This window comes from Roseomonas sp. TF40 (assembly GCF_057219975.1).
In genome coordinates this window covers 172,598-195,946 of record NZ_JBXVVR010000005.1, presented here as the reverse complement: position 1 = coordinate 195,946, position 23,349 = coordinate 172,598, and the positions used below count along the sequence as shown (strand labels likewise).

The window sequence follows — 23,349 nt, the reverse complement described above, 5'->3', positions numbered from 1 at the left end:
GCGCATCGGCGCGGGGCGATCAGCCCCGCGTCATCACCACTTCGGCATGGGTCAGCCCCGGCATCTCCGCCGCCGGGATGGCGGTGAGCCTGCCATCGCGCTCGATCCTCTGGAACCGGAAGCCAAGCCCGGCGAGCCAGGCCACCAGCTCCGCGACATCGCCGCGCGCGGCCAGCATGGCGGGGGACCACTCGGCCACGATGGTCAGGTTGGGGCTGCGCGCCAGCAGCGCCTCCGCGCCGATCAGCACCAGGCCCTCCGTGCCCTCGGCATCCATGCGGAGCAGGTCGATCGCGCCCTCCCCGGCCAGCGCCTCATCCAGCCGGACGGTCGGCACGACCAGGCGCTCGGAATAGGCGGGCAGCATCACCGGGATGGCCAGATGCGCGCTGCCGGCCTGGTCGGGATCGACCGCGAACTCCACCTCCCCCGCCGCGTGCAGCACCGCGGTGGCGTGGATGGTCACGCGCTCGGAAAAGCGGTTCAACGCGATGGTCTGGCGCAGCAGGCGGAGCACGCGGGGATAGGGCTCGAAGGCGTGAACATGGCCCGTGGGGCCGACCGCCTCGGCCATCACCAACGTGTGGAAGCCGACATTCGCGCCCACCTCCACCACCCGCATGCCCGGCTTGAGGCGACGGCGCAGTTCCGCCTCCACATAGGGTTCCCAGATGCCGTGCAACGCGATGTCGGGCGTGATGCCGAAATCGCGGCCCGGCAGGAAGATCTTGCGGCCGAAGTGCGTGAGGGCCACACCCACCCCGTCACCGAGATAGCACCAGCCACCATTCCGGCGCCGCAGTGCGGCACGCCACAGGGAAGTCACCTTGTCCAGCATCGAGCCCCATCCTGAGTCGCCTTCCCTTGGCACCGCGCGCGCCGCCCCGCAACCGCCACTGTTCCGCATCACGCGCCTGGGTGCGGCCGGGGATGGCGTGGCGGAGACGCCGGATGCCCCTGGGGGCGGGCCGGTGTTCATCGCCGGCGCCCTGCCGGGCGAGGCGGTGCGCGCCACCCCCGGCGCCCGCCGGGGCGAGGGGCAGGCAGCGAGCCTGGTCAGCATCGAGCAGGCGAGTGAAGACCGCGTGGCCGCCCCCTGCCCGCATTTCCTCACCGAATGTGGCGCCTGCGCGGTGCAGCACCTGGCCCAGGCACCCTATGCCGCCTGGAAGCGCGCCCGGCTGGTCGAGGCCCTGGCCCGCGCCGGCCTGCCGGAGACGCCGGTGGCGGAGATGGTGCTGGCCGCGCCGGGCACGCGCCGGCGCGCCGACCTCGCGCTGCGGCGCCTGCCGGGCGGGCAGGTGGCGCTGGGATTCCACCAGCGCGGCAGTGCGGCGGTGGCGGATCTCGTCACCTGCCATGTGCTCGACCCGCGCCTCGTGGCGCTGTTCCGCCCGCTGCGGGAGGTGTTGAAGCGCCTGGGGGCCCTGAAGAAGGAGGGTTCGGCGGTGCTGAACCTGCTCGACAGCGGTCCCGATCTGCTGCTGCGCACCGATGCCGCGCTGGATGCCCCGCAACGCGCCCTGCTGGCCGCCTTCGGCACGGCGCATGGCCTGCCGCGCATCGCCTGGGCCAAGGGCGAGGCGATGTTCGAGACGGCGGCGCAATCCGGCCCCGTGCGGCTGATGCTGGGCGAGGTGGCGGTGGCGCCGCCGCCCGGCGCCTTCCTCCAGGCCGCCCCGGCGGGCGAGGCCGCGATCATCGCCGCGGTGCTGGAAGCCCTGCCGGCGAAGCTGCCGGTCCGCGGGAAGATCGCGGATCTCTATGCGGGCATCGGCACGCTCTCCTTCCCTCTGTCCGCACGCGGGCGCGTGGCGGCCTATGAGGGCGATGCACCCGCCGTGGCGGCGCTGGATGCGGCGGCGCGCAAGGCGGGCGGGCAGGTGGCCGCGATCCGCCGCGACCTCGCCTATCGGCCGCTGCTGCCGGCCGAGCTGGCGGAATTCGCCGCCGTGGTGCTCGACCCGCCCTATAATGGCGCGGCCGAGCAGGTGGCGCAGATCGCGCGCAGCAAGCTGCGGCACGTGGTCTACGTCTCCTGCAACCCGGTCGCGCTGGCGCGGGATGCGGCGATCCTGGCGGCGGCCGGCTTCCGAGCAACGGTGGCGACGCCGATCGATCAGTTTCCGTGGTCGCCACATCTGGAATCCGTTATTGGCTTCACGCGCCCGTGATGCGCAGCGGTGTGTCGCCGCGGGCCGTCACAGGGTTGCATTCGGGCCGGAGGGACCAACCTTCCGCCCATCGGATCCCAGGGAGAGACATGATGCTTCGCCGAACCGCATTCCTGGGGGCCGCCGCCGCCCTCGCCACGCCCGCGCTGCTGCGCGCCACGCCGGCCGCCGCGCAGGCGCCCGCCGCGCCCACCCAGGCGCCGGGCTTCTACCGCATCAAGGTCGGCGCCTTCACCGCCACCGTGATCCATGACGGCTTCTTCAACTTCCCCAATGCGGGGACGAATTTCGTGCGCAACGCCCCGGCCGAGGCGGTGACGGCGGCGATCCGCGAGGGCGGGCTGGACCCGGCGGCGATGCGCGTGCCCTTCAACATCACCTTCCTCGAGACGCCGCGCGGGCTGGTCGCCTTCGACACCGGCACGGGCGGGCAGATGGCGCCCACCGCCGGCAACCTCGCCGCGAACATGGCGGCCGCGGGGCTGGATCCGGCGCGGGTGACGCAGGTGGTCTTCACGCATTTCCACGGCGACCACATCTCCGGCCTCACCCGCGCGGACAATTCGGTGGTCTTCCCGAATGCCGAGCTCGTCGTCCCGGCGGCCGAATGGGCGCACTGGATGGATGACGCCGTGATGTCCCGCGCGCCGGAAGCCGCGCGCGGCGGCTTCATGGGCGCGCGGCGCCGCTTCGGCCCCTATGCCGGCAAGGTGCGCCAGATCTCCGGCGAGGCCGAAGTGCTGCCGGGCATCCGCGCCGTGCCGACGCCGGGCCATACGCCGGGCCATAGCTGCTACCTGATCGCCGATGGCGCGGACCAGTTGCTGGTGCTGGGCGACGTGACGAACCGGCCCGAGGTGAACCTGCGCAACCCGGACTGGCACATCGTCTTCGACATGGACCCGGTGATGGCCGCCACCAATCGCCGCGCGCTGTTCGATCGCCTCGCGGCCGATCGGATCCGGACCGTGGGCTATCACTGGCCCTTCCCGGCGAATGGCTACGTCGTGAAGGCCGGCGAGGGCTATCGCTTCGCCCCCGCCGAATGGACGGCCGTCCTGTGATCAAGACCCCTGGGAGACCAAGCATGATCGATCGACGCACGCTGCTCGCCGCCGGGGCCGCCGCCCCCTTCGCCGCCCCCGGCCTCGCCGCCGCGCAGGCCAACCCGAATGTCCACCGCGTCCAGGTCGGCGCGCTGGAGGCCTTCGTGATCAGCGACGGCGCGGCCATCCGCCCCGACGTGACGCAGGGGCTGGTGGTGAATGCCACCCCGGCCCAGGTTGCCGCCGCCGTGGCCGGCGCGCCCGGCGTGAACGGCACCGCCATGGCCAACCCCTTCAACGTCACCATCATCCGCACGCCGCGCGGTCTGGTGGCGCTGGATGCCGGCAACACGCCGGGCACCAACCCCGCCACCGGCAAGCTGGTGGAGAACATGCGCTCGGTCGGGCTCGACCCGGCGCAGGTCGTGCTGGTGGCGCACACGCATTTCCATGGCGACCATATCGGCGGGCTGACGCTGAATGACGGCACGCCGGTCTTCCCGAACGCCGCCGTGGCGGTGCCGGAGGCCGAGTTCGCCTTCTGGACCGATGCCGGCGAGGAAAGCCGCGCCAACGACATGCGCCGCCCCGGCTTCGCCAATGCGCGCCGGCGCCTCGCCCCCTATATGAGCAAGCTGACGCGCTTCGCCCCGGGCGCCACGGTGGCGCCGGGCATCACCGCCGTGGCCTCGCCGGGCCACTCGCCGGGCCATACCAGCTTCCTGGTGGCCGATGGCACCGCGCAGCTGCTGGTGATTGGCGACGCCATCTCCACGCCCGCGCTGTTCATCGCGAATCTCGACTGGTACGCGATCTTCGACATGGACCCGCCGCTGGCGGTCGCGACGCGCCGCGCGCTGCTCGACCGTGCGGCGACGGACCGGCTGCAGGTGGTGGGCTACCACTTCCCGATGCCCGCCACCGGGCGGATCGAGCGCGTCGGCACCGGCTACCGCCTGGTGCCGTCGAACGCCTGATTACCTGGCGGCGGGCAGTACCGCCGGATTGACGCAGAACTCGGGCGGCAGCGGCCGCCCGAGCAGCAGGTCCAGAGCATGGGAAGCGGCGGTGCGCGCCGTGATGGCGCGTGCCTCGGGCGTGGCGGCGGCGACATGCGGCGTCAGCACGCAATTGGGCAGGCCGCGCAGCAGGAAATCCGCGCCTGGCGGCTCGCTCGACATCACGTCGAGACCGGCGCCGAAGATCCGGCCCTCGACCAGCGCCGCGCGCAGCGCCGCCTCATCGACCAGCCCGCCGCGCGCGGTGTTCACCAGGATGCTGTCCGGGCGCAGCAGCGCGAGTTCCGCCGCGCCGATCATGTGCCGCGTGGCGGCACTCAGCGGCGCGTGCAGCGAGACCACGTCCGACTCCGCGAGCAGCGCGTGCAGCGAGGGGGCGCGCGTCACCGGGGCGATGTCGCCCCGCGCCGCCAGGTTCGGGCTCCAGGCCGCGACGCGCATGCCCATGGCATGGGCGATGGCGCCGGTGCGCTGCGCGATGTCACCATAGCCGACGAGGCCGAGCCGCCTGCCCTGCAACTGCAGCCCGAGTCGCGGGCGTTCCCACCCCCCCGCCTGGATCGCCGTGTTGTGCCGCGCGATGTTGCGCGCCACCGCCAGCATCAGCCCGATCGCGTGCTCCGCAACCGAGGGGGCATTGGCGCCGACCGCGGTCAGCACCGCGATGCCGCGCGCGGTCGCCGCCGGCACGTCGATCGAATCATAGCCCACCGCGGCGCGGGAGATGACGCGCAGGCGCGGCGCGCTTGCCATCGCCGCGGCCGAGATCGGCAGGAAGCGGGAGATGATGGCGTCATAGGGCTGCGCGGCGAGCTTCGCCTCCATCTCCGCGCGCCCACCCTCGAAACTGACGAAATCGAAAGCGGCGCCGGCCTGCTCCAGCAGCTGGAGCGCGGTGGGATCGAGCTGCGGGGCGGTGATGAGGAAGCGCAGGGTCATGGCCCCGCATCCCTTACATCGCGAGAGTGGTCAAGCAAGGAATGCAAAACCATCCCGCGTGTTGATGTTCATCAAGGAAGCGCGCGGGGATCGGATCGATAGAAGCCAGCGCGGCCGCGCAAGGGGCGCAGCGCCGCGCAGAGAGAAGGCACGACAATGCAGTGCAGGACCATCGCCGCGGCCATGGCGCTCGCCATCGCGGCTACCCCGGCGCTCGCGCAGGATCCGCGCGGCAAGCTGGCCGGGGACATGGTGCTCGGTCTGGGGGTGATCGGCGTGCTGCCGCAATCGGGCGGCAACACCACCATCGGCGGCACGCCGGAGGCCAGCGACGCGGCGACGCCGCAGCTCGACTTCACCTATTTCTTCACGCCGAATCTGGCGGTGAACGTCATCGCCGCGACCTCGCGCCATGATGTCTCGGTGCAGAACACCGCGATCGGCAATGTCGAGCTCGGGCGCGTCTGGGCGCTGCCGCCGACGGTGACGCTGCAATACCACCCGCTGCCGGCCTCGCGCTTCAGCCCCTATCTCGGCCTCGGCGTGAACTACACGCTGTTCTATGGGGAGGGTGGTTCGCGCTCCGCCCCCGTGACGCATGTGGATGTCGAGAATTCCTGGGGCCTGGCCTTCAATGTCGGCGTCGATTACGAAATCGCACCGAATTGGCTGGTCAATTTCGACGTCAAGCGCATCATGATGCGCCCCGATGTCAGCGTGAACCACGGCGCGATCCGGGGCGAGACGGAGCTCGACCCCTGGGTGGTCGGCATGGCGGTGCGCTACCGCTTCTGATCGCCTGGCCTGCCGGCCCGCTGCCGCGGGCCGGACGGTCAGACGTGGAAGCTCTCGCCGCAACCGCAGCGGCCCTTCTCGTTCGGGTTGGTGAAGGTGAAGCCGGCGGACATCGGCTTCACCTCGTAATCCATGACCGTGCCGATCAGGAACAGCGTCGCCTTGCGGTCCACCAGCACGGTCACGCCCTTGTCGGTCACAACCTCATCGCCCGGCCCCGCCGCCTCGACCCAGCTGAGGTCGTAGGACATGCCGGAACAGCCCTTGGTCTTGACCGCGATGCGCAGCAGCTTGCCGGCCTCGCCCTTGGCGTAGAGGCCCCGCAGCCGTTCCGCGGCGGCGTCGGAGAGCGCCATCAGCGGCGGCAGGGCGCGACGGGCGCGGGGGGCGGGCGTCTCGGTGCTCGTGCTCATATCGGCCTCAATACATGTTCAGCGCGAGGCGCGCATCTTCGCTCATCCGGCCCTGGTCCCAGGGTGGATCCCACACGACCTCGACGGTGACATCGGTGACGCCGGGCACGGCGCGCACCGCTTCCTCCGCCTGGCTCGGCAATTCCTGGGCCGAGGGGCAGGATGGCGTGGTCAGCGTCATCTCCACCTTCACATGCCCGTCATCGCCGATCTCGATCGCGTAGATCAGGCCGAGTTCGTAGATATCCACGGGGATCTCGGGATCGAAGACGGTCTTCAGCACCGCGATCACCGCCTCCTCATGGACCTTCACCGGCGGTTCCGTGCTGCCCTCGGGCGTCCAGGCGCCGTGGTTGGGGGCTTCCGCCAAGGGCCGGGCATCGCTGGTCGGGGTCTCACTCACTGCTCGCCTCCTTGCCCCCGCCATCCAGCGCCGCGTTGAGCGTATGCCAGGCGAGGGTCGCGCATTTCACGCGGCTGGGGAATTCATGCACGCCCGAGAGCGGGGCGAGGCGCTCCATCGCCTCGGCCAGGGCGCCGTCGCACACGGGGCAGATGCCGGTCATCGCGAAGCCGCGGAAGGCCTCGCCGAGCGCGCGCGCCTCCGCGGGCGTGCGGCCCTTGATCGTCTCCGTCATCAGCGAGCCGGAGGCGATGGAAATGGCGCAGCCGCGGCCCTGGAAGGCGGCCTCGGCGATCACGCCCTGCTCCATCGCGAGGAACAATTCCATCCGGTCGCCGCACATCGGGTTGTCGCCGCGCGCGGTGAGCGTGGCCTGGTCGAGTCGACGGAAATTGCGCGGCTTGCGGCCGTGATCGAGAATCACTTCCTGGTAGAGGTCGCGCAGATCGTCGAACATCGTGGTCATGCGGCGGTCATCGGAAGAAATCGCGCGCCTGCGCCACGGCCTCGGCCAGCACATCCACCTCCTCGGGCGTGGTGTAGAGGCCGAAGGAGGCGCGGCAGGTGCTCTCCACGCCGAAGCGCGCATGCAGCGGCTCCGCACAATGCCGGCCCGAGCGCAGCGCGAGGCCGGCGCGATCGAGCAGCGTGGCGATGTCATGCGCATGCGCCGTGTCGATCGAGAAGGCGAAGACGCCGCCGCGATCCTGCGCCGCGCCGAGCAGCCTGAGGCCCTCGATCTGCGGCAGCTTCGCCATGGCGCGATCGACCAGCGCACGCTCATGCGCCTCGATCGCCGCCATGCCGATGGCGTTCACGTAGTCGATGGCGGCGTGCAGCCCCACCGCCTCGATGATCGGCGGCGTGCCGGCCTCGAACTTGCCGGGGATGGGCGCCCAGAGCGAGCGTTCGAAGGTGACCTCGGAGATCATGTCGCCGCCGCCGAGGAAGGGCGTCATCGCCTCCAGCGCGGCCGCCTTGCCGTAGAGCACGCCGATGCCGGTCGGGCCGTAGAGCTTGTGGCCGGTGAAGACGTAGAAATCGGCATCCAGCGCCTGCACGTCCACGCGCCGGTGCACCGCCGCCTGGCTGCCATCGAAGAGCACGCGCGCGCCGTGATCATGCGCGAGCTTCGCGATGCGCTCGGCAGGCGTCACGGTGCCCAGCACGTTCGACATGTGCGTGACCGCCACCAGCCCGACCTTGCCATCGGCCAGCTTCGCCGCGAGGTCTTCCATGTCGAGCTCGCCCGCATCGGTGATGCGCGCGACGCGCAACTCGATGCCATGCGCGTCGCGCAGCATCTGCCAGGGCACGATGTTGGCGTGATGCTCCATCTCGGAGATCACCACCGCCTGGCCGGGCTGCATCACGCCGCGGCCATAGCCATGGGCCACGAGATTGATCGCCTCGGTGCTGCTCTTGGTGAAGATGACTTCCCGGGACTCGGCGGCGTTGAGGAAGGCCTGCACGGCGAGGCGGGCATTCTCATAGGCCTCGGTCGCGCGCTCGCTCATCTGGTAGGCGCCGCGATGGACGTTGGCGTAGGCCGTCTCCATCATCGTCACCATCGCCTGGATCACCTGGCGGGGCTTCTGCGCGCTCGCGCCGCTGTCGAGGAAGGTGAAGGGCTTTCCCCGGATCTTCTCCGACAGGATGGGGAAGTCAGCCCTGATCTTCGCGAGGTCCAGCTTCGGCGCGAGGTGCCCGTCCATCACGCCGCCGCGACCCCCTGGCGCTGCCACCAGGCGGCCACGGCGCTGCCCAGCGCCGCGCGGATATCCTCATCCGCCACCGCCTCGACCGCCTCGGTCAGGAAGGCTTCGACGAGCATCGCCTTGGCCTGGGCCTCGGGGATGCCGCGGGCGCGCAGGAAGAAGACCTGCTCCGCATCCAGCGCGCCGACCGTCGCCCCATGGCTGCACTTCACGTCATCGGCATAGATCTCGAGCTGCGGCTTGCTGTCGATCTCCGCCTCCTCGCTCAGCAGCAGCGCCTGGTTCATCTGGTAGCCGTCGGTCTTCTGCGCGACCTGCCGGACCAGGATCTTGCCCTGGAAGACGCCGCGCGAGCGGCCCGACAGCACCGTCTTGTAGGTCTGGCGCGAGGCGCAGTCCGGTGCGGCGTGATCCAGCGCCGTGGTGGTGTCCAGGTGCTGGCCCTCGGTGGCAAGCTGCACGCCGTTCATGTGTGCCTCGGCCCTGGGGCCGTTCAGCGCGACATGGATCTCGTTGCGCGCGAGCTTGGCCCCCGCGTTCAGCGTGAAATTGTCGTAGGTGCCGCCGGCGGCGACGCGGGCATAGACGGTGGAGAGGAAGAAGCCCGCCTGGCTTTCCATCTGCAGCCGCCCGTGATTCATCCGCGCGCCGGAGGCGACCTCGATCTCGAAGACCGGGTTGTGCAGATAGCGCGCGGCGGCGGGGCCGGCGGCGGTCTCGATCAGCGTCAGCGAGGCACCCTCACCCAGGCTCACCAGATGGCGCGGATGATAGGCCGGCGCGCGATCGGAGTGCGTGGCGTAGGAGAAGAGCTCCAGCACGCCGCCCGCCACGCCGGCGGGGAGCGTGATGACCACGCCATCCTCGAACAGCATGCCGTTCAGCGCCGCCAGCGCCTGTTCCTCGGGCCGCGCGATGGCGCCCAGGCGGGCGGCCTGAGTGGGCAGCGTCGCCGCGAGGCTTTCGACCGCGTAGCCGAGGCCCGTCAGCGTGGAGAGATCGGCGCGGAAGCGGCCATCGATGAAGACCGCGCGCGGGTTCGTCGTGGCCGGCAGGTCGAGCCCATCATCCACGCCCGTCAGCGGCTCGCCGAAGACGCTGCCGGTGACGGCGGCGAGGTCGGTGTATTTCCACGCCTCGATCCGGCGCGTGGGGAAGCCCTGCGCGCGGAAGGCCGCGGCGGCACGCTCGCGCAGTGCAACCACCCAGTCGAGATGCGCGCCGGGCAGGCGGGCGCGAAGGCCTTCCTGCCGCGCGAGGAAGGCGGCGGCGCCGGTGGTGCCGATGGCGGTCATGCCGCGACCGACGCGGCGTAGCCCGTCGCCTCGAGTTCCTCGGCAAGCTCGGGCCCGCCACTGCGGATGATGCGCCCGCCGGCCAGCACATGCACGCGGTCCGGCACGATGTGGTTCAGCAGGCGCTGGTAATGCGTGATGACCAGCGCCGAGAAATCCGGCCCGCGCAGGCTGTTCACCGTATCCGCCACCATCTTCAGCGCATCGATGTCGAGCCCGCTATCCGTCTCGTCCAACAGCGCGAGGCGCGGGGCGAGCATCGCCATCTGCAGCATCTCGTTGCGCTTCTTCTCGCCGCCCGAGAAGCCGACATTGACGTTCCGCTTGAGCATGTCGTCGGGCATGTTCAGCACCTTCATGCGGGCGCGCGCCAGCTTGAGGAACTGCATCGCATCGACTTCCGGCTCGCCCTTGGCGCGCTTCACCGCGTTGAGCGCGGTGCGCAGGAAATTCGCGTTGCCCACGCCCGGCAATTCGACCGGCGCCTGGAAGGCGAGGAAGACGCCGAGTGCCGCGCGTTCCTCTGGCTCCATCGCCAGCAGATCCTGGCCATGGAAGGTGACGGAGCCTTCCGTCACCTCATAACCCTCGCGCCCCGCCAGCACGTAGCTGAGCGTGGACTTGCCCGAGCCGTTCGGGCCCATGATGGCATGCACCTCGCCCGGGGCGATGGTCAGGCTCAGCCCGTTCAGGATCTGCTTGCCGTCGATGCTGGCGTGCAGGTTTTCGATCTTCAGCATGGTCAGCCCACGGACCCTTCAAGAGAAATGGCAAGCAGCTTCTGCGCCTCGACGGCGAATTCCATCGGCAGCTCCTTCAGCACTTCGCGCGCGAAGCCGTTGACGATCATGCCCACGGCCTCTTCCTGCGTCAGGCCGCGCGAGCGGCAGTAGAAGAGCTGGTCCTCGGCGATGCGGCTGGTGGTCGCCTCATGCTCCACCTTCGCGCTCATGCAGCGGTTCTCGATGTAGGGCACGGTATGCGCGCCGCACTGGTCGCCGATGAGCAGCGAATCGCACTGCGTGAAGTTGCGCGCGCCGGTCGCCTTCGGGCTGATCTTCACGAGGCCACGATAGGTGTTCTGGCCACGCCCGGCCGAGATGCCCTTGCTCACGATCGTGCTGCGCGTGCGCGCGCCGATGTGGAACATCTTGGTGCCGGTATCGGCCTGCTGGCGGTTGTTGGTGATCGCCACCGAATAGAACTCGCCCACGCTGTCGTCGCCGATCAGCAGGCAGGAGGGATACTTCCAGGTGATGGCCGAGCCGGTCTCCACCTGCGTCCAGCTCACCTTGGAACGCTTGCCCCGGCAGGCGGCGCGCTTGGTGACGAAGTTGTAGATGCCACCGCGCCCTTCCGAATCGCCCGGATACCAGTTCTGCACCGTGCTGTACTTGATCGAGGCATCGTCGAGCGCCACCAGCTCGACCACCGCCGCATGCAGCTGGTTCTCATCGCGCATCGGCGCGGTGCAGCCCTCGAGGTAGCTCACCACGCTGCCCTCATCGGCGATGATCAGCGTGCGCTCGAACTGCCCGGTGCTCTTGGCATTGATGCGGAAATAGGTGCTCAGCTCCATCGGGCAGCGCACGCCCTTCGGGATGTAGACGAAGCTGCCATCGGTGAAGACGGCGCTGTTCAGCGCGGCGTAGTAGTTGTCGCCCTGCGGCACGACGGAGCCGAGATATTCGCGCACCAGTTCGGGATGCGTGTGCACCGCCTCGCTGATCGAGCAGAAGACGATGCCGTCCTTCGCCAGGCGCTCCTTGTAGGAGGTGGCGACCGAGACGGAATCGAACACCGCATCCACCGCGATCGGCATGCGCCCTTCGGCAGGCGTCTCACCCGCGCCCTCGACGCCGGCAAGGATCGCCTGCTCCTTCAGCGGGATGCCGAGCTTGGCGTAGGTCTTGAGAAGCTCCGGATCGACCTCATCCAGCGACTTCGGTCCCTGCTTCGGCGCGGCGTAGTAGTAGGCGTCCTGGAAATCGATCGGCGGATGGCTGATCGCGGCCCAGTGCGGCGATTCCATCGTCAGCCAGTGGCGATAGGCCTTGAGCCGCCATTCCAGCAGCCAGGCGGGCTCCTTCTTCTTCGCGCTGATGAAGCGGACGATCTCCTCGCTCAGCCCCTTCGGCGCGAACTCCATCGCGATGTCGGTCTCGAACCCCCATTTATAGCCGGACTCCGTCACGGCCTGGACGGTCTCGATCGTTTCGGTGACGGCGGGCATGTCGTGTCCTACTCGGCGAAGGCGGCAGAGATGGGCAAGGGGGCGAAACCGGCAAGCGGGCGCGCCGCGGGGGTGGCGATCTCGCTGACCATGATGGCGGAGAGCGCATCGCGGATGGCCGCGTTCACCGGGTCCCAGCGCCCGCGCACGGGGCAGGTGTTCTCGGCCTCGCACAGGCCGAAGCCGCCATCGACGCAGGCGGTCAGCGCGATCGGGCCGTCGATGGCGACGATCACCTCCGACAGCGGCAGGGCGTTGAGCGGGCGCAGCAGCCGGTAGCCGCCCCGCGCGCCGCGCAGCCCCTCGACCAGCGTCGCCTGGGCGAGCATCTTCAACACCTTGGCCACCGTCGGCTCGGCGATGCCGGTGCCGGCCGCGAGGCCGGGCGCGGTCTGCACCCCGCCCTCGGCCTCGAGGCGGCTCAGCACCACCACGGCGTAGTCGGTGAATTTCGAGACCCGCAGCACGCGGCGTCGCTCCCTTCTGCCATACGGGACCTCTTGGGTCCGGATTGCAGATGCGCCCGCCCCCGCCCGGAGTCAAGAAGCTTCCCCTGGCTTGCCGGAACCGGCTTCGGGCGCCACCATCCGCCGCCACCGAGGAAAGAGGCGAGCCATGCCCAAGCTGCGTACCGATGACGGCGTCGAACTGTACTACGAGGAGGCCGGCAGCGGCACGCCCATGGTCTTCGTGCATGAATATGCCGGCGATCATCGCAGCTGGGAGGCGCAGATGCGCTTCTTTGCCCGCCGCTACCGCTGCATCACCTTCGGCGCCCGCGGCTACCCGCCGAGCGAGGTGCCCACCGACCCGGCCAAGTACAGCCAGGACCGCGCGACCGATGACATCGCCGCTGTGATCAAGGGCCTCGGCCTCGGCCCGACCCATGTGGTCGGCCTCTCCATGGGCGGCTTCGCCACGCTGCACATGGGCCTGCGGCATGCCGGGCTGTGCCGCTCCCTGGTCGCCGCCGGGGTGGGCTATGGCGCCGCACCGGGCAAGACCGCGCAATTCCATGCGGAGACCGACGCCGCCATCGCGCGCATCCGCGCCGAGGGCATGGACAAGTTCGGCCTGACCTATTCCCGCGGCCCGACCCGCCTGATCTTCGAGGAGAAGGACCCGCGCGGCTACGCCGAGTTCCAGCAGCAGCTGCGCGAGCACTCGACCGAGGGCGCGGCGCTGACCATGAACGGCGTGCAGCGCCGCCGGCCCAACCTGTTCGACCTCAAGGACGGCTTCGCGAAGATGACGGTGCCGACCCTGGTCATCGCCGGCGACGAGGACGACCCGACGCTGGAGGCCAGCATCTACCTCAAGCGCACCATCCCGAGCAGCGCGCTGCTGGTGATGCCGAAATGCGGCCACACCATGAATCTCGAGGATCCGGACGCCTTCAACCGCGCGGTGCTGGACTTCGTGACGCAGGTCGATGGCGGCACCTGGCGCAACCGCATTCCCGCCAGCCTCGCCGGCGGGATCATCGCGGCCAGCGAGAAGTAAAGCCTACCCGGGAGTCTGGGCGGAGGCCTCGAGCAGGGGCCTCCAGCGATCGATCTCGCTGCGCCAGAAGCCCTGCGCGCCGGCGGGGGTGGTGCGCTCGCCGGTTGCGGGCTTGCTGCCGAGATCGCCCAGGCGCCTTCCCACATTCTCATCCCGCAGCGCCGCCAGCAGCGCCTGGTTGAGGCGCTGCACCACCGCGGGCGGCGTGCCGGCGGGCGCGAAGAGCATGTTCCAGCCGGACATGCGCATCGCCGGCAGCCCGGCCTCCGCCGTGGTCGGCACATTGGGCAAGGCGGCCGCGCGCTCGGGCGTGCTGATGGCGTAGCCGCGGATGGAACCGGCGCGGATCTGCTCGGCATTGTTCGTGGTCTGGTCGCAGCCGAGGTCGAGCGTGCCGCCCACCAGATCGTTCATCACCAGTGCATTGCCGCGATAGGGGACCAGCGTCACCGGCGTGCCGATGCTCGCCATCAGCAGCAGGCTGCACAGATGGCTGGTCGAGCCCACGCCGGCATTGCCGAGGTTGAGCCGCAGCCCCTCGCGCCGCACCACGGCGACGAGGTCGGCCAGGGTGGCGGCGGGGAAATTCGGCCGCGCGATGATCGCCATCGGCACCTCGTTCACCAAGCCGATGGCCTCGAGCGCCGTGGGGTCGAAGCTGAGGTTGCGCAGCAGCGTCGGGATGGTCGCCTGGGCGAGGCTGCCGAACAGGATCGCATGCCCATCCGGCCGCGCCGCCGCGATGCGCGCCTGGCCGATGGATCCACCCGCGCCCGAGGCATTCTCCACCACCACGGGCTGGCCGAGATCGGCGCTCAGCGCGGGCGCGATCAGCCGTGCGACGACATCGGCCGGCCCGCCCGGCGCGAAGCCGACGACCATGGTGATGGGGCGCGCGGGGAAGGGCGCCTGCGCCGCGGCCGTGCCCGCGATTCCCACCGCCAAGGCCAAGGCGCAGACTCCGCGCCAGATCATCCTGGACATGAAAAATCCTCCGGCTTGTTTGCCGGAGGGTCGCAGGATTGGGGCGCAAAGCAAAGGGCGGCGATGCCGCCCCCGCGACGTTCAGATCATCACGCGCCCCGCGGCAGCGGCGGCAAGCGGCGCGGACCAGATCACCTGCGCCGGCGTCACCTCGCGCGAGAGGCGGTTCATGCCGCGCAGCTGGTCGATGGCGAGCTGGATGTTCGCCACGCTGTCGGCCGTGAGGTTCATCTTGTACTCGACCTTGGTCATCAACTCCGCGATGAAGGCGCGGTCCTGGCGCAGGAAGCGCGCGACCTGCGCGGCCGCCTCGGTCGGGTTGGAGGCGATGAACTCCTGCGCCTGGATCAGGGACCGCAGGAAGCGCTGCGTGGTGTCCGCATTGCCCTCGGCCCAGGCGCGGTTCATGTAGACGAAGTTGCGCACGATCTGGATCTGGTCGTTGGAGACCAGGATCTTCGTGTTCGGGATGGCGCGCATCGCGCGCGTCGGCCAGGGCTCCCACACCGCGAAGGCGTCGATGTTGCCGCGCTCCAGCGCCGCGACCATCTCAGGGGCCTCGACATTCACGATGGTGTAGTCGGCCGGGTTGAGGTTCAGCTTGGAGACGACCGAGAGCCAGAAGGTCTCGCTTCCCGTGCCGCGCGCCACGCCCACGCGCTTGCCCTTCAGCGCGTCCATGTTCTCGACATTGCGGCCGAGCACGCTGATCCAGCGCAGCAGCGCCGTGCCCTCGGCCACCGCCACCACATTCTGGTCCACCAGATGCGCCGAGACGCCCGCCTGCTCCGCGCCATAGGCGGAGTTGATCTGGTTGCCGATCAGGAAGGCGATCATGGCCGAACCCGAGGGGCCGGTATTCACCGTGACGTCGAGCCCGTTGCGCTGGAAGAAGCCACCCTCACGCGCGACGTAATAGGGCGCGAAGGAGGGATCGACGCCAGTCGCGATGGTCATGCGCGTCAGGGCACCCTGCGCGAAGGCAGGCAGCGGCAGAGCGGTGGCGGCACCGGCGGCGAGGATATGGCGGCGCTTGATCATGGATGTTGGCTCCCTGTCTTTGGTTCACATGGTCGGGTTGAAGCGACCCGCGAAGGCGCGGATCAGCAGGCGGAACACACGGTCGGTCGCGAAGCCGAGCAGACCGAGCGAGATGAGGGCGACGAAGATGTCCTCCACCTGCATGAACAGCCGCGCATCCCACAGCATCTTGCCCAGCCCGTCATTGCTGGCGACGAGTTCGGCGGCGACGATGGTGACGAAGGCATTGGCCATCGCAAGGCGCATGCCGGTGAGGATGTAGGGCACCGTGGCGGGCAGGGCGACCAGCGCGAAGACCTGCAGGCGGCTCGCGCCCAGGCATTGCGCCGCCCGGATCTTGTCGCGCCCGACCGCACCCACGCCGGCGGCGGTGGCGATGATGACGACGAAGACGGTGGTGTAGGCGATCAGGAAGATCTTGCTTTCCTCCCCGATGCCGAACCAGATCACGGCCACCGTGATCATCGCGACGGCGGGGATGAAGCGGAAGAACTCCGTCCAGGGTTCCAGCAGCAGTCGCACCGGCTTGAAGCTGCCGATGGCAAGCCCGATCGGGATGCCGATCGTGGCACCCAGCAGGAAGCCCTGCAGGATCCGCCGCATGGAGGCGACGATCTGCTCCTGCAGGATGTTGTCCTCGATCAGCACCAGCGCGCGCTCGAAGACCGGCAGCGGCGAGGGGAACAGCACCGACTTCACCACGAAGAGCGCGGCGAGATGCCAGATCAGGAACAGCAGCGCGAAGCCCGCGACATAGCCGCCGATGGTGGCGAGGCGACTATTCATGAGGGTGGATCTCCTCATGGATCAGCGCATGGACGCGGCGGAAGATCTCCATGAACCCGTCCGAGGTGCGCTGGCGCGGAAAGGGCAGATCCACCGGCACCACGGCCTTGAGCGTCCCGCCCGGCCCGCGCTTCATCACGCCCACTCGCGTGGCCAGCGCGCAGGCCTCCTCGATGTCGTGGGTGATGAACAGCACGGTCTTCTTGGTCTGCGCCCAGATGCGGGAGAGTTCCTCCTGCAGCACGGCGCGGGTCATGGCGTCCAGCGCGCCGAAGGGCTCGTCCATCAGCAGCACGCGCGGATCATTGGCGAGCGCACGCGCGATCTGGATGCGCTGCTTCATGCCACCCGAGAGTTCCGAGGGGTGCTTCGCCCCCTGCCCCGTCAGCCCGACCATCTGCAGGAAGCGGTCGGCCACGGCGCGGCGCTCGGCCCGCCCCTGGCCGCGCAGGCGCAGGCCGAAGGCGATGTTGTCGCGCGCGGTCAGCCAGTCATAGAGGCTGTCATGGCCCTGGAAGACCACGCCACGATCGGCCCCTGGCCCGCGCACCGGCTTGCCTTCCAGCAGGATCCGCCCCGCCGTCGGCGCCTCGAACCCCGCCAGCATGTTGAGCACGGTGGTCTTGCCGCAGCCTGAGGTGCCGAGCAGGCAGAAGAACTCGCCCTCCGCCAGTTCGAGGGAGAAGTCGCGCACGGCTTCCCAGGCGCCGGTGCGTCCGCGATAGGTTTTCCCCACGCCCTCGAGGGCCACGAAGCCCATTCCGTTCGTCCTCTCCGCTTGTCCGGACATTTACGGGCTGGCCGCAGCGCCGGCAACCCGGCTTCACGCAGATCGGGGCCAGGACTAGAAGCGGTCTGCGCAAAGGGGAGGCAGTTCGCATGATGCTCGCAGGCAAGGTCGCCATCGTCACGGGCGCGGGCGGCGGCATCGGGCGGGAGATCGCGCTCGCCATGGCGCTGGCCGGGGCGAAGGTGGTGGTGAACGACATCGGCGCGAGCCTGACCGGCGAAGGCCCGACCAGTGCCACGCCCGGCGAGCAGACGGTCGCCATCATCGCCCAGCGCGGCGGCGTGGCGGTGGCGAATACCGACAGCGTGGCGGGGTGGGAGAGCGCGCAGCGCATCGTCGCCCAGGCGATGGATAGCTTCGGGCGCCTCGACATCGTGGTGAACAATGCCGGCATCCTGCGCGACCAGATTTTCCACAAGATGTCGCCCGAGGAATGGCTCGCCGTCATCAACGTGCACCTCAACGGCTCCTTCTTCGTCTCCCGCGCCGCGGCCGAGCGGTTTCGCGCCCAGGGCAGCGGCGCCTATGTGCACATGACCTCGACCTCGGGGCTCATCGGCAATTTCGGGCAGGCGAATTACGCGGCGGCGAAGCTCGGCGTGGCTGCGCTCTCGAAGTCCATCGCGCTCGACATGCAGCGCTTCGGCGTGCGCTCCAACTGCATCGCGCCCTTCGCCTGGAGCCGCATGACGAGTTCCATCCCCGCCGGCACCGAGGCCGAGAAGGCGCGCGTGGCGCGGCTGCAGCAGATGACGCCGGACAAGAACGCGCCGCTCGCCGTCTTCCTCGCCTCCGACGCCGCGAAGGATGTCACCGGGCAGATCTTCGCCGCGCGGCACAATGAACTCTTCCTGTTCAGCCAGCCGCGCCCGATCCGCAGCACGCATCGCGGCGAGGGCTGGACGCCCGAGACCATCGCCGAGACCGCCCTGCCCGCGCTGCGCGCCCATTTCCTGCCGCTCGATCGCAGCGGCGACGTGTTTTCCTGGGATCCCGTCTGATGCATTTCCGCCTCACCGAAGAACAGGTCGCCTTCCAGGATTCGGTGCGCCGATTCGCGGAGACCCATCTGGCGAAGGATGCGCTGGCGCGCGCGCATGATGAGCGCTTCCCCTGGGATGTGGCGAAGCTGATGGCCGAGGCCGGTCTCTTCGGCATCATGCTGCCCGAGGCCGATGGCGGCCAGGGTGGCTCGCTCTTCGACGCGGTGCTGGCCATGGAGCAGATCGCCTATGTGTGCCCGCGCAGCGCCGATGTGCTGCAGGCCGGCAATTTCGGCGCCTTCCGCACCTTCGCGGAATATGCCTCGCCCGGGCAGAAGGAGCGTTTCTTCACGCCGCTGCTGCGCGGCGAGACCATTGCCGCCGTCGGCATGACCGAACCCGATGCGGGCAGCGCGCTGACCGACCTCAAGACGACCTGTACCAAGGACGGCAACGGCTATCGCCTGAACGGCGGCAAGGTCTTCACCTCCAATACCGAGGATGCGGGCGTCTTCGTGGTCTATTGCCGCTTCGCGCCGGGCGTGAACGGCATCGGCAGCGTCATCGTCGAGCGCGGGATGGAAGGCTTCCGCCTCGGCCAGCCCAGCCGCTACATGAATGGCGAGACCTGGTGCGCGCTCTACTTCGATAACGTCTTCATCCCGGCGGAGAACGTGCTGCTGGGCGAGGGCGGCTTCCGCAAGCAGATCGCGGGCTTCAATGTCGAGCGCGCGGGCAACACCACGCGCGCCCTGGCGCTGGGCGAATACTGCTTCCGCCAGGCCAAGGCGCATGCCGAGCAACGCAAGCAGTTCGGCCGCGCGTTGATGGAGTTCCAGGGGCTGCAATGGAAGTTCGCGGAGATGCGCGTGGCGCTCGACAGCGCGCAACTGCTGCTCTATCGCGCCGCGGTCAATGCCGGCGATGGCCTGCCCGATGCGCAGGAAGTCGCCATGGCGAAATATGCCTGCAACCAGGCGGGCTGGATGGCGGCCAATGAATCGATGCAGATCATGGGCGGCACGGGCTACAGCCAGGATCTGCTCATCGAGTATTGCGTGCGCAAGACGCGCGGCTGGATGATCGCCGGCGGGTCGCTCGAGATCATGAAGAACCGCATCGCCGAGGGTGTGTTCGGCCGCAGCTTCGCGCAGCGCGCGCCGAAATGATCGCGCTCGCCCAGGCGCTGCTGAATCCGCGGCGCATCGCGCTGATCGGCGCCTCCGCCGACGAAGCGCGCCTCACCGCGCGGCCGCAGCGCTATCTGCGGCGGCACGGTTTCTCGGGGGATCTCTTCCCCGTGAATCCCCGCAGCGCAACGGTGCTGGGCGAGCCGGCCTATCCGACGCTCGAGGCGATCCCGGGCGAGATCGACTTCGCCTATGTGCTGCTCGGCACGGAGGCCGTGGAAGCGCAGATCGGCGCCATCGCCGCGCGCGGCATCCCCGTGGCCTGCATCCTCGCCGATGGCTTCGCGGAAGCCGGGCCGGAGGGGCAGGCCCTGCAGGCGCGCGTGGTCGCGGCCGCGAAGGCCGGTGGCGTGCGGCTGCTCGGCCCCAACTCGATGGGCGTGGTCAACCTCCGCGCGCGCACGGCGCTGACCACCAATGCGGCGCTGGAAGCCGAGAGCCTGATCAGCGGGCGCGTCGCGCTGGTCTCGCAATCGGGGTCGATGATGGGCGCGCTGCTCTCGCGCGGCGCGGCGCGGGGCATCGGCTTCTCGCATCTCATCGGCACGGGCAATGAGGCCGATCTGACCGCGGGCGAGATTGCGTCGCTGCTGCTGGATGATCCGGATGTGGATGTGGTGTGCCTGTTCCTCGAGGCGCTGCGCGCGCCCGGGCACATCGCCGCCGCCGCGCGCAAGGCGCATGCGCTGGGCAAGCCGATCATCGCGCTGAAGCTCGGCCGCAGCCCCTTCGGCGCGGAACTCGCCACCAGCCACACCGGCGCACTGGCCGGCAGCGATGCCGCGGCTGACGCCTTCTTCCGCGCGCATGGCATTTTGCGAGTCACGATGCTTGAGGCGCTGCTGGAATTGCCGGCGCTCGTCGCCGGGCGTCGGCCTGGCGGGCACAGCCATCGCGCCGTCGGCGTGATGACCACGACGGGTGGTGGCGGCGCGCTCGCTGTCGATGCGCTCGGCGTGCTGGGCATCGCGGCGCGCAAGCCCGATGCCGCCGCCGCCGCCTTGCTCGATGCGGAGAAGCTGCCGCATCACGGCAGGCTGCTGGACATGACGCTCGCCGGCACGCGGCCGGATCGCGTGATGGCGGGCCTGGCGGGGCTGCGCGCGGCGCAGGATACGGATCTCGTCCTCGCCGTGGTCGGCAGTTCGGCGCAGTTCCGGCCGAAGGATGCGGTGGGCGGGATCATCGAGGGGGCGAAGATCGCGGGCAAGCCCGTCGCCGCCTTCCTCGCGCCCGAGGCCGAGGCCTCGCTGCGCCTGCTCGCCGAGGCCGGGCTTCCCGCCTTCCGCACGCCCGAGGGCGCGGCGGATGCGATCCGCGCCTATTGCGACTGGCGCGCGCCAATCGCGACGCCGCCGGCAGCGACGCCCGACATCGCCCTGCCCGCCGCACCGGACGAGGCCGATGCGCGCGCGCTCTTCGCCGCGCTGGGCCTGGCTTCGGATGCGGTGGTGATGCGCGACAGCGCACCACCTGGCCTGCGCTATCCCGTGGCGCTGAAAATCCTCTCGCCCGACCTGCCGCACAAGACCGAGATCGGCGGCGTCGCGCTGCACATCGCCGATGCCGACTCCCTGGCGCGCGAGGCCGCCGCGATGCGCGCGCGCGTCGCCGCCGCCGCCCCCGCGGCGCGCATCACCGGGTTGCTCGTGCAGCCCATGGCGAAGGGCCTCGCCGAGGCCATCCTCGGCTTCCGCCGGGACCCGGAGGTCGGCCCGGTGGTGCTGCTCGGCGCGGGCGGCGTGCTCGCGGAGTTGCACCGCGACATCACGCTGCGCCTCGCCCCGGTCGATCCCGACACGGCGCGGGCGATGATCGATGAGGTGCGCGGGCTGAAGCCGCTCAGCGGCTGGCGTAACCTGCCGCGCGGTGACCTCGACGCCCTCGCCCAGGCCATCGTCAGCGTCTCGCGCCTCGCCGCGCTGGAGGGCGTGGCGGAGGCCGAGATCAACCCGCTCATCATCCACCGCGCCGGCGAAGGCGTGACCGTGGCCGATGCCTGGCTGGTGCGCGGATGAGGCTTCATGCGAAGCTCAGGCCATGGACTCCGAAGACCTGATCCGCGCGCGCTACGGCCACCTGCCCTTCGCGCCGCCTGACACCCTCCCCCCTGGCCTCGCCGCGCTGCTCGGCCGCTGCGTGACACGGCGCTACACCGCCGACCCCGTGCCGGATGCGCTGCTCGACCTGGTGCTTGCCGGGGCGCAATCGGCGCCGGCGAAATCCGACCTGCAGCAGTATTCCATCCTGGTGACGCGCGACGCGCAGAAGATCGCGGCGATCGCGGATGCCATCGGCACCATGCCCTGGATCAAGGACGCGCCGGTGCTGCTGCTGTTCTGCGGCGACATCCGCCGCGGCCGGCAGATCTGCGCGCTGCACGGGCGCAGCCACGCCAATGACAGCGTCGACACCTTCCTCAACGCCAGCGCCGATGCGGCGCTCGCCATGGGCTTCGGCATCATGGCGGCGGAGGCGATGGGATTGGGCACCTGCCCGATCTCCTATGTGCGCAACAATCTCGACCTGGTCACGCGACTCTTCGACCTGCCCGAGGGTGTCTTCCCCGTGGCGGGGCTGACGCTGGGCTGGCCGGCCGCGCGCAACGCGGCCTCGCCGCGCCTGCCGCCCTCGGTCGTGGTGCATCGCGAGCGCTACGACGATGCGGGCCTCGCCGCCGCGCTGCCCGCCTATGATGCGCTGCGCCCGCCGGGCAAGCCGCGCTATCCGGAGGTGCATGGCCCGAAGCCGGAAGGGTGCGTCTGGAGCGAGAACAGCGCGCGCCAGCTTTCGGTGCCGGAGCGCGCGAATTTCCGCGCCTGGCTTGCGACAAGGGGTATCCATCTTGGCTGAGCCCGTCTTCGACAATCCCGGCGACCTCGACCGCGTGCCGGCCAAGCCCGCGCGCAAGCGCACGGTGAAGCCGCGCCATGCCGCGAGCCTGATCGTCTGGCGCCAGGGTGCCAGCGAGCCCGAGATCCTGATGGGCATGCGCCACGCCAAGCACAAATTCATGCCGAGCGTGCTGGTCTTCCCCGGCGGGCGCGTCGATCGCGGGGATCACCGCGTGAAGGTGCTCACCGAACTGCGCGAGGACACGCGCGCGCGGATCGCGCATCGCGCGCCGCCCTCACTCACCCGCGCGATCGGCGTCGCGGCGATCCGCGAATTGCAGGAGGAAACCGGGCTGCTGCTGGGCGAACGCAGGGGCGAACGGCTGCTGGCCGATCTCGCGGCGCTCGACTATCTCTGCCGCGCCGTCACGCCGACCACGCGCGCGATGCGCTTCGATGCGCGCTTCCTGATCGCCCCCGCGGCGGCCGTGCGCGGCGAGATCGGGGGGTCGGGCGAGCTGGAAGGGCTGCGGTGGGTGCCGCTGTCGGAGACCAGGACGCAGACGCTGGCCGACATCACGCGCATGATCCTGGGCGAGTTCGAGGCCTGGCTGGCGACCCCGCCCGAGGCGCGGCACCAATGGCCGCGCATCGTCTATCGCGGCAACGACAACCGCATGAGCGATGATTGAGGCGCTACAGCCGCTCCCAGAGGTGATCATCCTCCTCGAGCCGTGCGTGTTCGGCGCCGAGGAAATCGCCGCGCGAGACAATGCCGATCAGCCGCCGGCCCTGCACCACCGGCATGTGGCGGAAGCCGCCATCGCGCATCAGGCGCAGCGCCTCCACGGCGCGGCTGTCGGGGGGCATGGTCTCGGGCCGGGGCGTCATCACCGCGCGCAGCGGGGTCGTCTTCGGGTCGCGCCCCTCCGCCAGCATCCGGCAGATGGCGTCGCGGCCGGTGAAGATGCCCAGCAACTCCCCGTGGGGATCGGTCACCAGCACGGCGCCGATGCGATGCTTGCGCATCTCGCAACAGGCCTGCTGCACCGTTGCCTCGGGCGGCAGGGTCACAGGAGCACGGCGGATGATCGCCTCCTGCATGGTGCGAAGCCGGGTCATGGCGCTCTCCTTCCCTCTCGCCGATCCGGGCGGCGTTGGGCGGAAGGTGGCGGGGGCGCGACCGGCTGTCATTGATCCGCA

At 70.0% G+C, this 23,349-nt stretch carries 25 protein-coding genes; 10 read left to right on the top strand and 15 right to left on the bottom strand.

Annotation, left to right across the window (positions count from 1 at the left end; translation table 11 throughout):
* Window positions 1–19 precede the first annotated feature (19 nt).
* Window positions 20–838 (bottom strand): FkbM family methyltransferase, encoded by an 819-nt coding sequence (locus AC2D9U_RS15970; RefSeq protein ID WP_484750762.1) that lies wholly within the window; start codon window positions 836–838, stop codon window positions 20–22.
* Between AC2D9U_RS15970 and AC2D9U_RS15965 the strand changes: the two genes are divergently transcribed.
* From AC2D9U_RS15965 to AC2D9U_RS15955, 3 genes are all read left to right on the top strand, one after another.
* A complete protein-coding gene (locus AC2D9U_RS15965) occupies window positions 828–2,174 on the top strand; it encodes a class I SAM-dependent RNA methyltransferase (RefSeq protein ID WP_484750759.1) in 1,347 nt (448 codons plus the stop codon). The two genes, AC2D9U_RS15970 and AC2D9U_RS15965, sit on opposite strands and share 11 nt — an antisense overlap.
* Window positions 2,175–2,266: 92 nt before the next feature.
* Window positions 2,267–3,238 carry an MBL fold metallo-hydrolase gene (locus AC2D9U_RS15960; RefSeq protein WP_484750757.1) on the top strand — a complete coding sequence of 324 codons (972 nt, stop codon included), beginning with the start codon at window positions 2,267–2,269 and terminating at the stop codon, window positions 3,236–3,238.
* Between the two features lie 23 nt (window positions 3,239–3,261).
* Window positions 3,262–4,197 (top strand): MBL fold metallo-hydrolase, encoded by a 936-nt coding sequence (locus tag AC2D9U_RS15955; protein WP_484750754.1) that lies wholly within the window; start codon window positions 3,262–3,264, stop codon window positions 4,195–4,197.
* On the opposite strand, the gene AC2D9U_RS15950 is transcribed toward AC2D9U_RS15955, so the two are convergent.
* Window positions 4,198–5,178, bottom strand: coding sequence for a hydroxyacid dehydrogenase (locus AC2D9U_RS15950; protein WP_484750752.1), 981 nt, complete (start codon window positions 5,176–5,178; stop codon window positions 4,198–4,200).
* Window positions 5,179–5,334: 156 nt separating this feature from the next.
* Here AC2D9U_RS15950 and AC2D9U_RS15945 point away from each other — a divergent pair, with 156 nt between their 5' ends.
* Entirely contained in the window at window positions 5,335–5,973 is a 639-nt protein-coding gene (locus AC2D9U_RS15945) for an OmpW/AlkL family protein (protein WP_484750749.1), read from the top strand.
* 38 nt (window positions 5,974–6,011) lie between these two features.
* Here the strand turns inward: AC2D9U_RS15945 and AC2D9U_RS15940 are convergent, their stop codons facing one another.
* Genes AC2D9U_RS15940 through AC2D9U_RS15905 form a run of 8 tightly spaced genes read right to left on the bottom strand, consistent with a single transcriptional unit; the run spans window position 6,012 to window position 12,502 of the window.
* Window positions 6,012–6,386 (bottom strand): HesB/IscA family protein, encoded by a 375-nt coding sequence (locus AC2D9U_RS15940; protein ID WP_484750746.1) that lies wholly within the window; start codon window positions 6,384–6,386, stop codon window positions 6,012–6,014.
* A 7-nt stretch (window positions 6,387–6,393) separates the two neighbouring features.
* Window positions 6,394–6,789, bottom strand: a complete 396-nt coding sequence (locus AC2D9U_RS15935) for an SUF system Fe-S cluster assembly protein (RefSeq protein ID WP_484750744.1) — start codon at window positions 6,787–6,789, stop codon at window positions 6,394–6,396.
* Entirely contained in the window at window positions 6,782–7,255 is a 474-nt protein-coding gene (sufU, locus tag AC2D9U_RS15930) for a Fe-S cluster assembly sulfur transfer protein SufU (RefSeq protein ID WP_484750742.1), read from the bottom strand. The genes AC2D9U_RS15935 and sufU overlap by 8 nt, the downstream gene beginning before the upstream one ends.
* Window positions 7,256–7,262: 7 nt before the next feature.
* Window positions 7,263–8,504: an aminotransferase class V-fold PLP-dependent enzyme gene (locus AC2D9U_RS15925; protein ID WP_484750740.1), complete on the bottom strand. Its 1,242-nt coding sequence runs from the start codon at window positions 8,502–8,504 to the stop codon at window positions 7,263–7,265.
* Complete coding sequence (gene sufD / locus AC2D9U_RS15920) at window positions 8,504–9,802, bottom strand: Fe-S cluster assembly protein SufD (RefSeq protein ID WP_484750738.1); 1,299 nt, start codon at window positions 9,800–9,802, stop codon at window positions 8,504–8,506. The genes AC2D9U_RS15925 and sufD overlap by 1 nt, the downstream gene beginning before the upstream one ends.
* Window positions 9,799–10,542 (bottom strand): Fe-S cluster assembly ATPase SufC, encoded by a 744-nt coding sequence (gene sufC, locus AC2D9U_RS15915; protein ID WP_484750736.1) that lies wholly within the window; start codon window positions 10,540–10,542, stop codon window positions 9,799–9,801. The genes sufD and sufC overlap by 4 nt, the downstream gene beginning before the upstream one ends.
* Window positions 10,543–10,544: 2 nt before the next feature.
* Window positions 10,545–12,035, bottom strand: coding sequence for a Fe-S cluster assembly protein SufB (sufB, locus tag AC2D9U_RS15910; protein ID WP_484750734.1), 1,491 nt, complete (start codon window positions 12,033–12,035; stop codon window positions 10,545–10,547).
* An 8-nt stretch (window positions 12,036–12,043) separates the two neighbouring features.
* Complete coding sequence (locus tag AC2D9U_RS15905) at window positions 12,044–12,502, bottom strand: SUF system Fe-S cluster assembly regulator (RefSeq protein ID WP_484750732.1); 459 nt, start codon at window positions 12,500–12,502, stop codon at window positions 12,044–12,046.
* A 148-nt stretch (window positions 12,503–12,650) separates the two neighbouring features.
* On the opposite strand from AC2D9U_RS15905, the gene AC2D9U_RS15900 reads away from it, so the two are divergent.
* Entirely contained in the window at window positions 12,651–13,538 is an 888-nt protein-coding gene (locus AC2D9U_RS15900; protein ID WP_484750728.1) for an alpha/beta fold hydrolase, read from the top strand.
* 3 nt (window positions 13,539–13,541) lie between these two features.
* Here the strand turns inward: AC2D9U_RS15900 and AC2D9U_RS15895 are convergent, their stop codons facing one another.
* The 4 genes from AC2D9U_RS15895 to AC2D9U_RS15880 all read right to left on the bottom strand — a co-directional run bounded on the left by AC2D9U_RS15895 (window position 13,542) and on the right by AC2D9U_RS15880 (window position 17,109).
* The gene (locus AC2D9U_RS15895) at window positions 13,542–14,522 is read right to left on the bottom strand and encodes a tripartite tricarboxylate transporter substrate-binding protein (protein WP_484750726.1); all 981 of its coding nucleotides are present in this window, start codon (window positions 14,520–14,522) and stop codon (window positions 13,542–13,544) included.
* Window positions 14,523–14,603: 81 nt separating this feature from the next.
* Window positions 14,604–15,563, bottom strand: coding sequence for an ABC transporter substrate-binding protein (locus AC2D9U_RS15890; protein WP_484750724.1), 960 nt, complete (start codon window positions 15,561–15,563; stop codon window positions 14,604–14,606).
* 24 nt (window positions 15,564–15,587) lie between these two features.
* On the bottom strand, window positions 15,588–16,349 hold the full coding sequence (locus AC2D9U_RS15885; protein ID WP_484750721.1) for an ABC transporter permease: 762 nt from the start codon (window positions 16,347–16,349) through the stop codon (window positions 15,588–15,590).
* The gene (locus tag AC2D9U_RS15880; RefSeq protein ID WP_484750717.1) at window positions 16,342–17,109 is read right to left on the bottom strand and encodes an ABC transporter ATP-binding protein; all 768 of its coding nucleotides are present in this window, start codon (window positions 17,107–17,109) and stop codon (window positions 16,342–16,344) included. Before AC2D9U_RS15880 ends, AC2D9U_RS15885 begins: the two co-directional genes overlap by 8 nt.
* A 119-nt stretch (window positions 17,110–17,228) precedes the next feature.
* On the opposite strand from AC2D9U_RS15880, the gene AC2D9U_RS15875 reads away from it, so the two are divergent.
* Genes AC2D9U_RS15875 through AC2D9U_RS15855 form a run of 5 tightly spaced genes read left to right on the top strand, consistent with a single transcriptional unit; the run spans window position 17,229 to window position 22,838 of the window.
* The gene (locus tag AC2D9U_RS15875) at window positions 17,229–18,140 is read left to right on the top strand and encodes an SDR family oxidoreductase (RefSeq protein WP_484750715.1); all 912 of its coding nucleotides are present in this window, start codon (window positions 17,229–17,231) and stop codon (window positions 18,138–18,140) included.
* Entirely contained in the window at window positions 18,140–19,291 is a 1,152-nt protein-coding gene (locus tag AC2D9U_RS15870; protein ID WP_484750712.1) for an acyl-CoA dehydrogenase family protein, read from the top strand. The genes AC2D9U_RS15875 and AC2D9U_RS15870 overlap by 1 nt, the downstream gene beginning before the upstream one ends.
* A complete protein-coding gene (locus AC2D9U_RS15865; protein ID WP_484750710.1) occupies window positions 19,288–21,330 on the top strand; it encodes an acetate--CoA ligase family protein in 2,043 nt (680 codons plus the stop codon). The genes AC2D9U_RS15870 and AC2D9U_RS15865 overlap by 4 nt, the downstream gene beginning before the upstream one ends.
* 22 nt (window positions 21,331–21,352) lie before the next feature.
* Window positions 21,353–22,165, top strand: a complete 813-nt coding sequence (locus AC2D9U_RS15860) for a nitroreductase family protein (RefSeq protein ID WP_484750707.1) — start codon at window positions 21,353–21,355, stop codon at window positions 22,163–22,165.
* Window positions 22,158–22,838 carry an NUDIX hydrolase gene (locus AC2D9U_RS15855; RefSeq protein ID WP_484750704.1) on the top strand — a complete coding sequence of 227 codons (681 nt, stop codon included), beginning with the start codon at window positions 22,158–22,160 and terminating at the stop codon, window positions 22,836–22,838. Before AC2D9U_RS15860 ends, AC2D9U_RS15855 begins: the two co-directional genes overlap by 8 nt.
* Window positions 22,839–22,842: 4 nt before the next feature.
* Here the strand turns inward: AC2D9U_RS15855 and AC2D9U_RS15850 are convergent, their stop codons facing one another.
* Window positions 22,843–23,268, bottom strand: coding sequence for a CBS domain-containing protein (locus AC2D9U_RS15850; protein WP_484750702.1), 426 nt, complete (start codon window positions 23,266–23,268; stop codon window positions 22,843–22,845).
* Window positions 23,269–23,349: the final 81 nt, after the last annotated feature.

Bases quoted from the DNA above. Each gene is read 5' to 3' on its own strand.
- AC2D9U_RS15970 (WP_484750762.1), bottom strand. From the start codon at position 838: ATGCTGGACAAGGTGACTTCCCTGTGGCGTGCCGCACTGCGGCGCCGG.
- AC2D9U_RS15960 (WP_484750757.1), top strand. From the start codon at position 2,267: ATGCTTCGCCGAACCGCATTCCTGGGGGCCGCCGCCGCCCTCGCCACG.
- AC2D9U_RS15955 (WP_484750754.1), top strand. From the start codon at position 3,262: ATGATCGATCGACGCACGCTGCTCGCCGCCGGGGCCGCCGCCCCCTTC.
- AC2D9U_RS15950 (WP_484750752.1), bottom strand. From the start codon at position 5,178: ATGACCCTGCGCTTCCTCATCACCGCCCCGCAGCTCGATCCCACCGCG.
- AC2D9U_RS15945 (WP_484750749.1), top strand. From the start codon at position 5,335: ATGCAGTGCAGGACCATCGCCGCGGCCATGGCGCTCGCCATCGCGGCT.
- AC2D9U_RS15940 (WP_484750746.1), bottom strand. From the start codon at position 6,386: ATGAGCACGAGCACCGAGACGCCCGCCCCCCGCGCCCGTCGCGCCCTG.
- sufU (WP_484750742.1), bottom strand. From the start codon at position 7,255: ATGACCACGATGTTCGACGATCTGCGCGACCTCTACCAGGAAGTGATT.
- AC2D9U_RS15925 (WP_484750740.1), bottom strand. From the start codon at position 8,504: ATGGACGGGCACCTCGCGCCGAAGCTGGACCTCGCGAAGATCAGGGCT.
- sufD (WP_484750738.1), bottom strand. From the start codon at position 9,802: ATGACCGCCATCGGCACCACCGGCGCCGCCGCCTTCCTCGCGCGGCAG.
- sufC (WP_484750736.1), bottom strand. From the start codon at position 10,542: ATGCTGAAGATCGAAAACCTGCACGCCAGCATCGACGGCAAGCAGATC.
- sufB (WP_484750734.1), bottom strand. From the start codon at position 12,035: ATGCCCGCCGTCACCGAAACGATCGAGACCGTCCAGGCCGTGACGGAG.
- AC2D9U_RS15900 (WP_484750728.1), top strand. From the start codon at position 12,651: ATGCCCAAGCTGCGTACCGATGACGGCGTCGAACTGTACTACGAGGAG.
- AC2D9U_RS15895 (WP_484750726.1), bottom strand. From the start codon at position 14,522: ATGTCCAGGATGATCTGGCGCGGAGTCTGCGCCTTGGCCTTGGCGGTG.
- AC2D9U_RS15890 (WP_484750724.1), bottom strand. From the start codon at position 15,563: ATGATCAAGCGCCGCCATATCCTCGCCGCCGGTGCCGCCACCGCTCTG.
- AC2D9U_RS15885 (WP_484750721.1), bottom strand. From the start codon at position 16,349: ATGAATAGTCGCCTCGCCACCATCGGCGGCTATGTCGCGGGCTTCGCG.
- AC2D9U_RS15880 (WP_484750717.1), bottom strand. From the start codon at position 17,109: ATGGGCTTCGTGGCCCTCGAGGGCGTGGGGAAAACCTATCGCGGACGC.
- AC2D9U_RS15875 (WP_484750715.1), top strand. From the start codon at position 17,229: ATGATGCTCGCAGGCAAGGTCGCCATCGTCACGGGCGCGGGCGGCGGC.
- AC2D9U_RS15870 (WP_484750712.1), top strand. From the start codon at position 18,140: ATGCATTTCCGCCTCACCGAAGAACAGGTCGCCTTCCAGGATTCGGTG.
- AC2D9U_RS15865 (WP_484750710.1), top strand. From the start codon at position 19,288: ATGATCGCGCTCGCCCAGGCGCTGCTGAATCCGCGGCGCATCGCGCTG.
- AC2D9U_RS15860 (WP_484750707.1), top strand. From the start codon at position 21,353: ATGGACTCCGAAGACCTGATCCGCGCGCGCTACGGCCACCTGCCCTTC.
- AC2D9U_RS15850 (WP_484750702.1), bottom strand. From the start codon at position 23,268: ATGACCCGGCTTCGCACCATGCAGGAGGCGATCATCCGCCGTGCTCCT.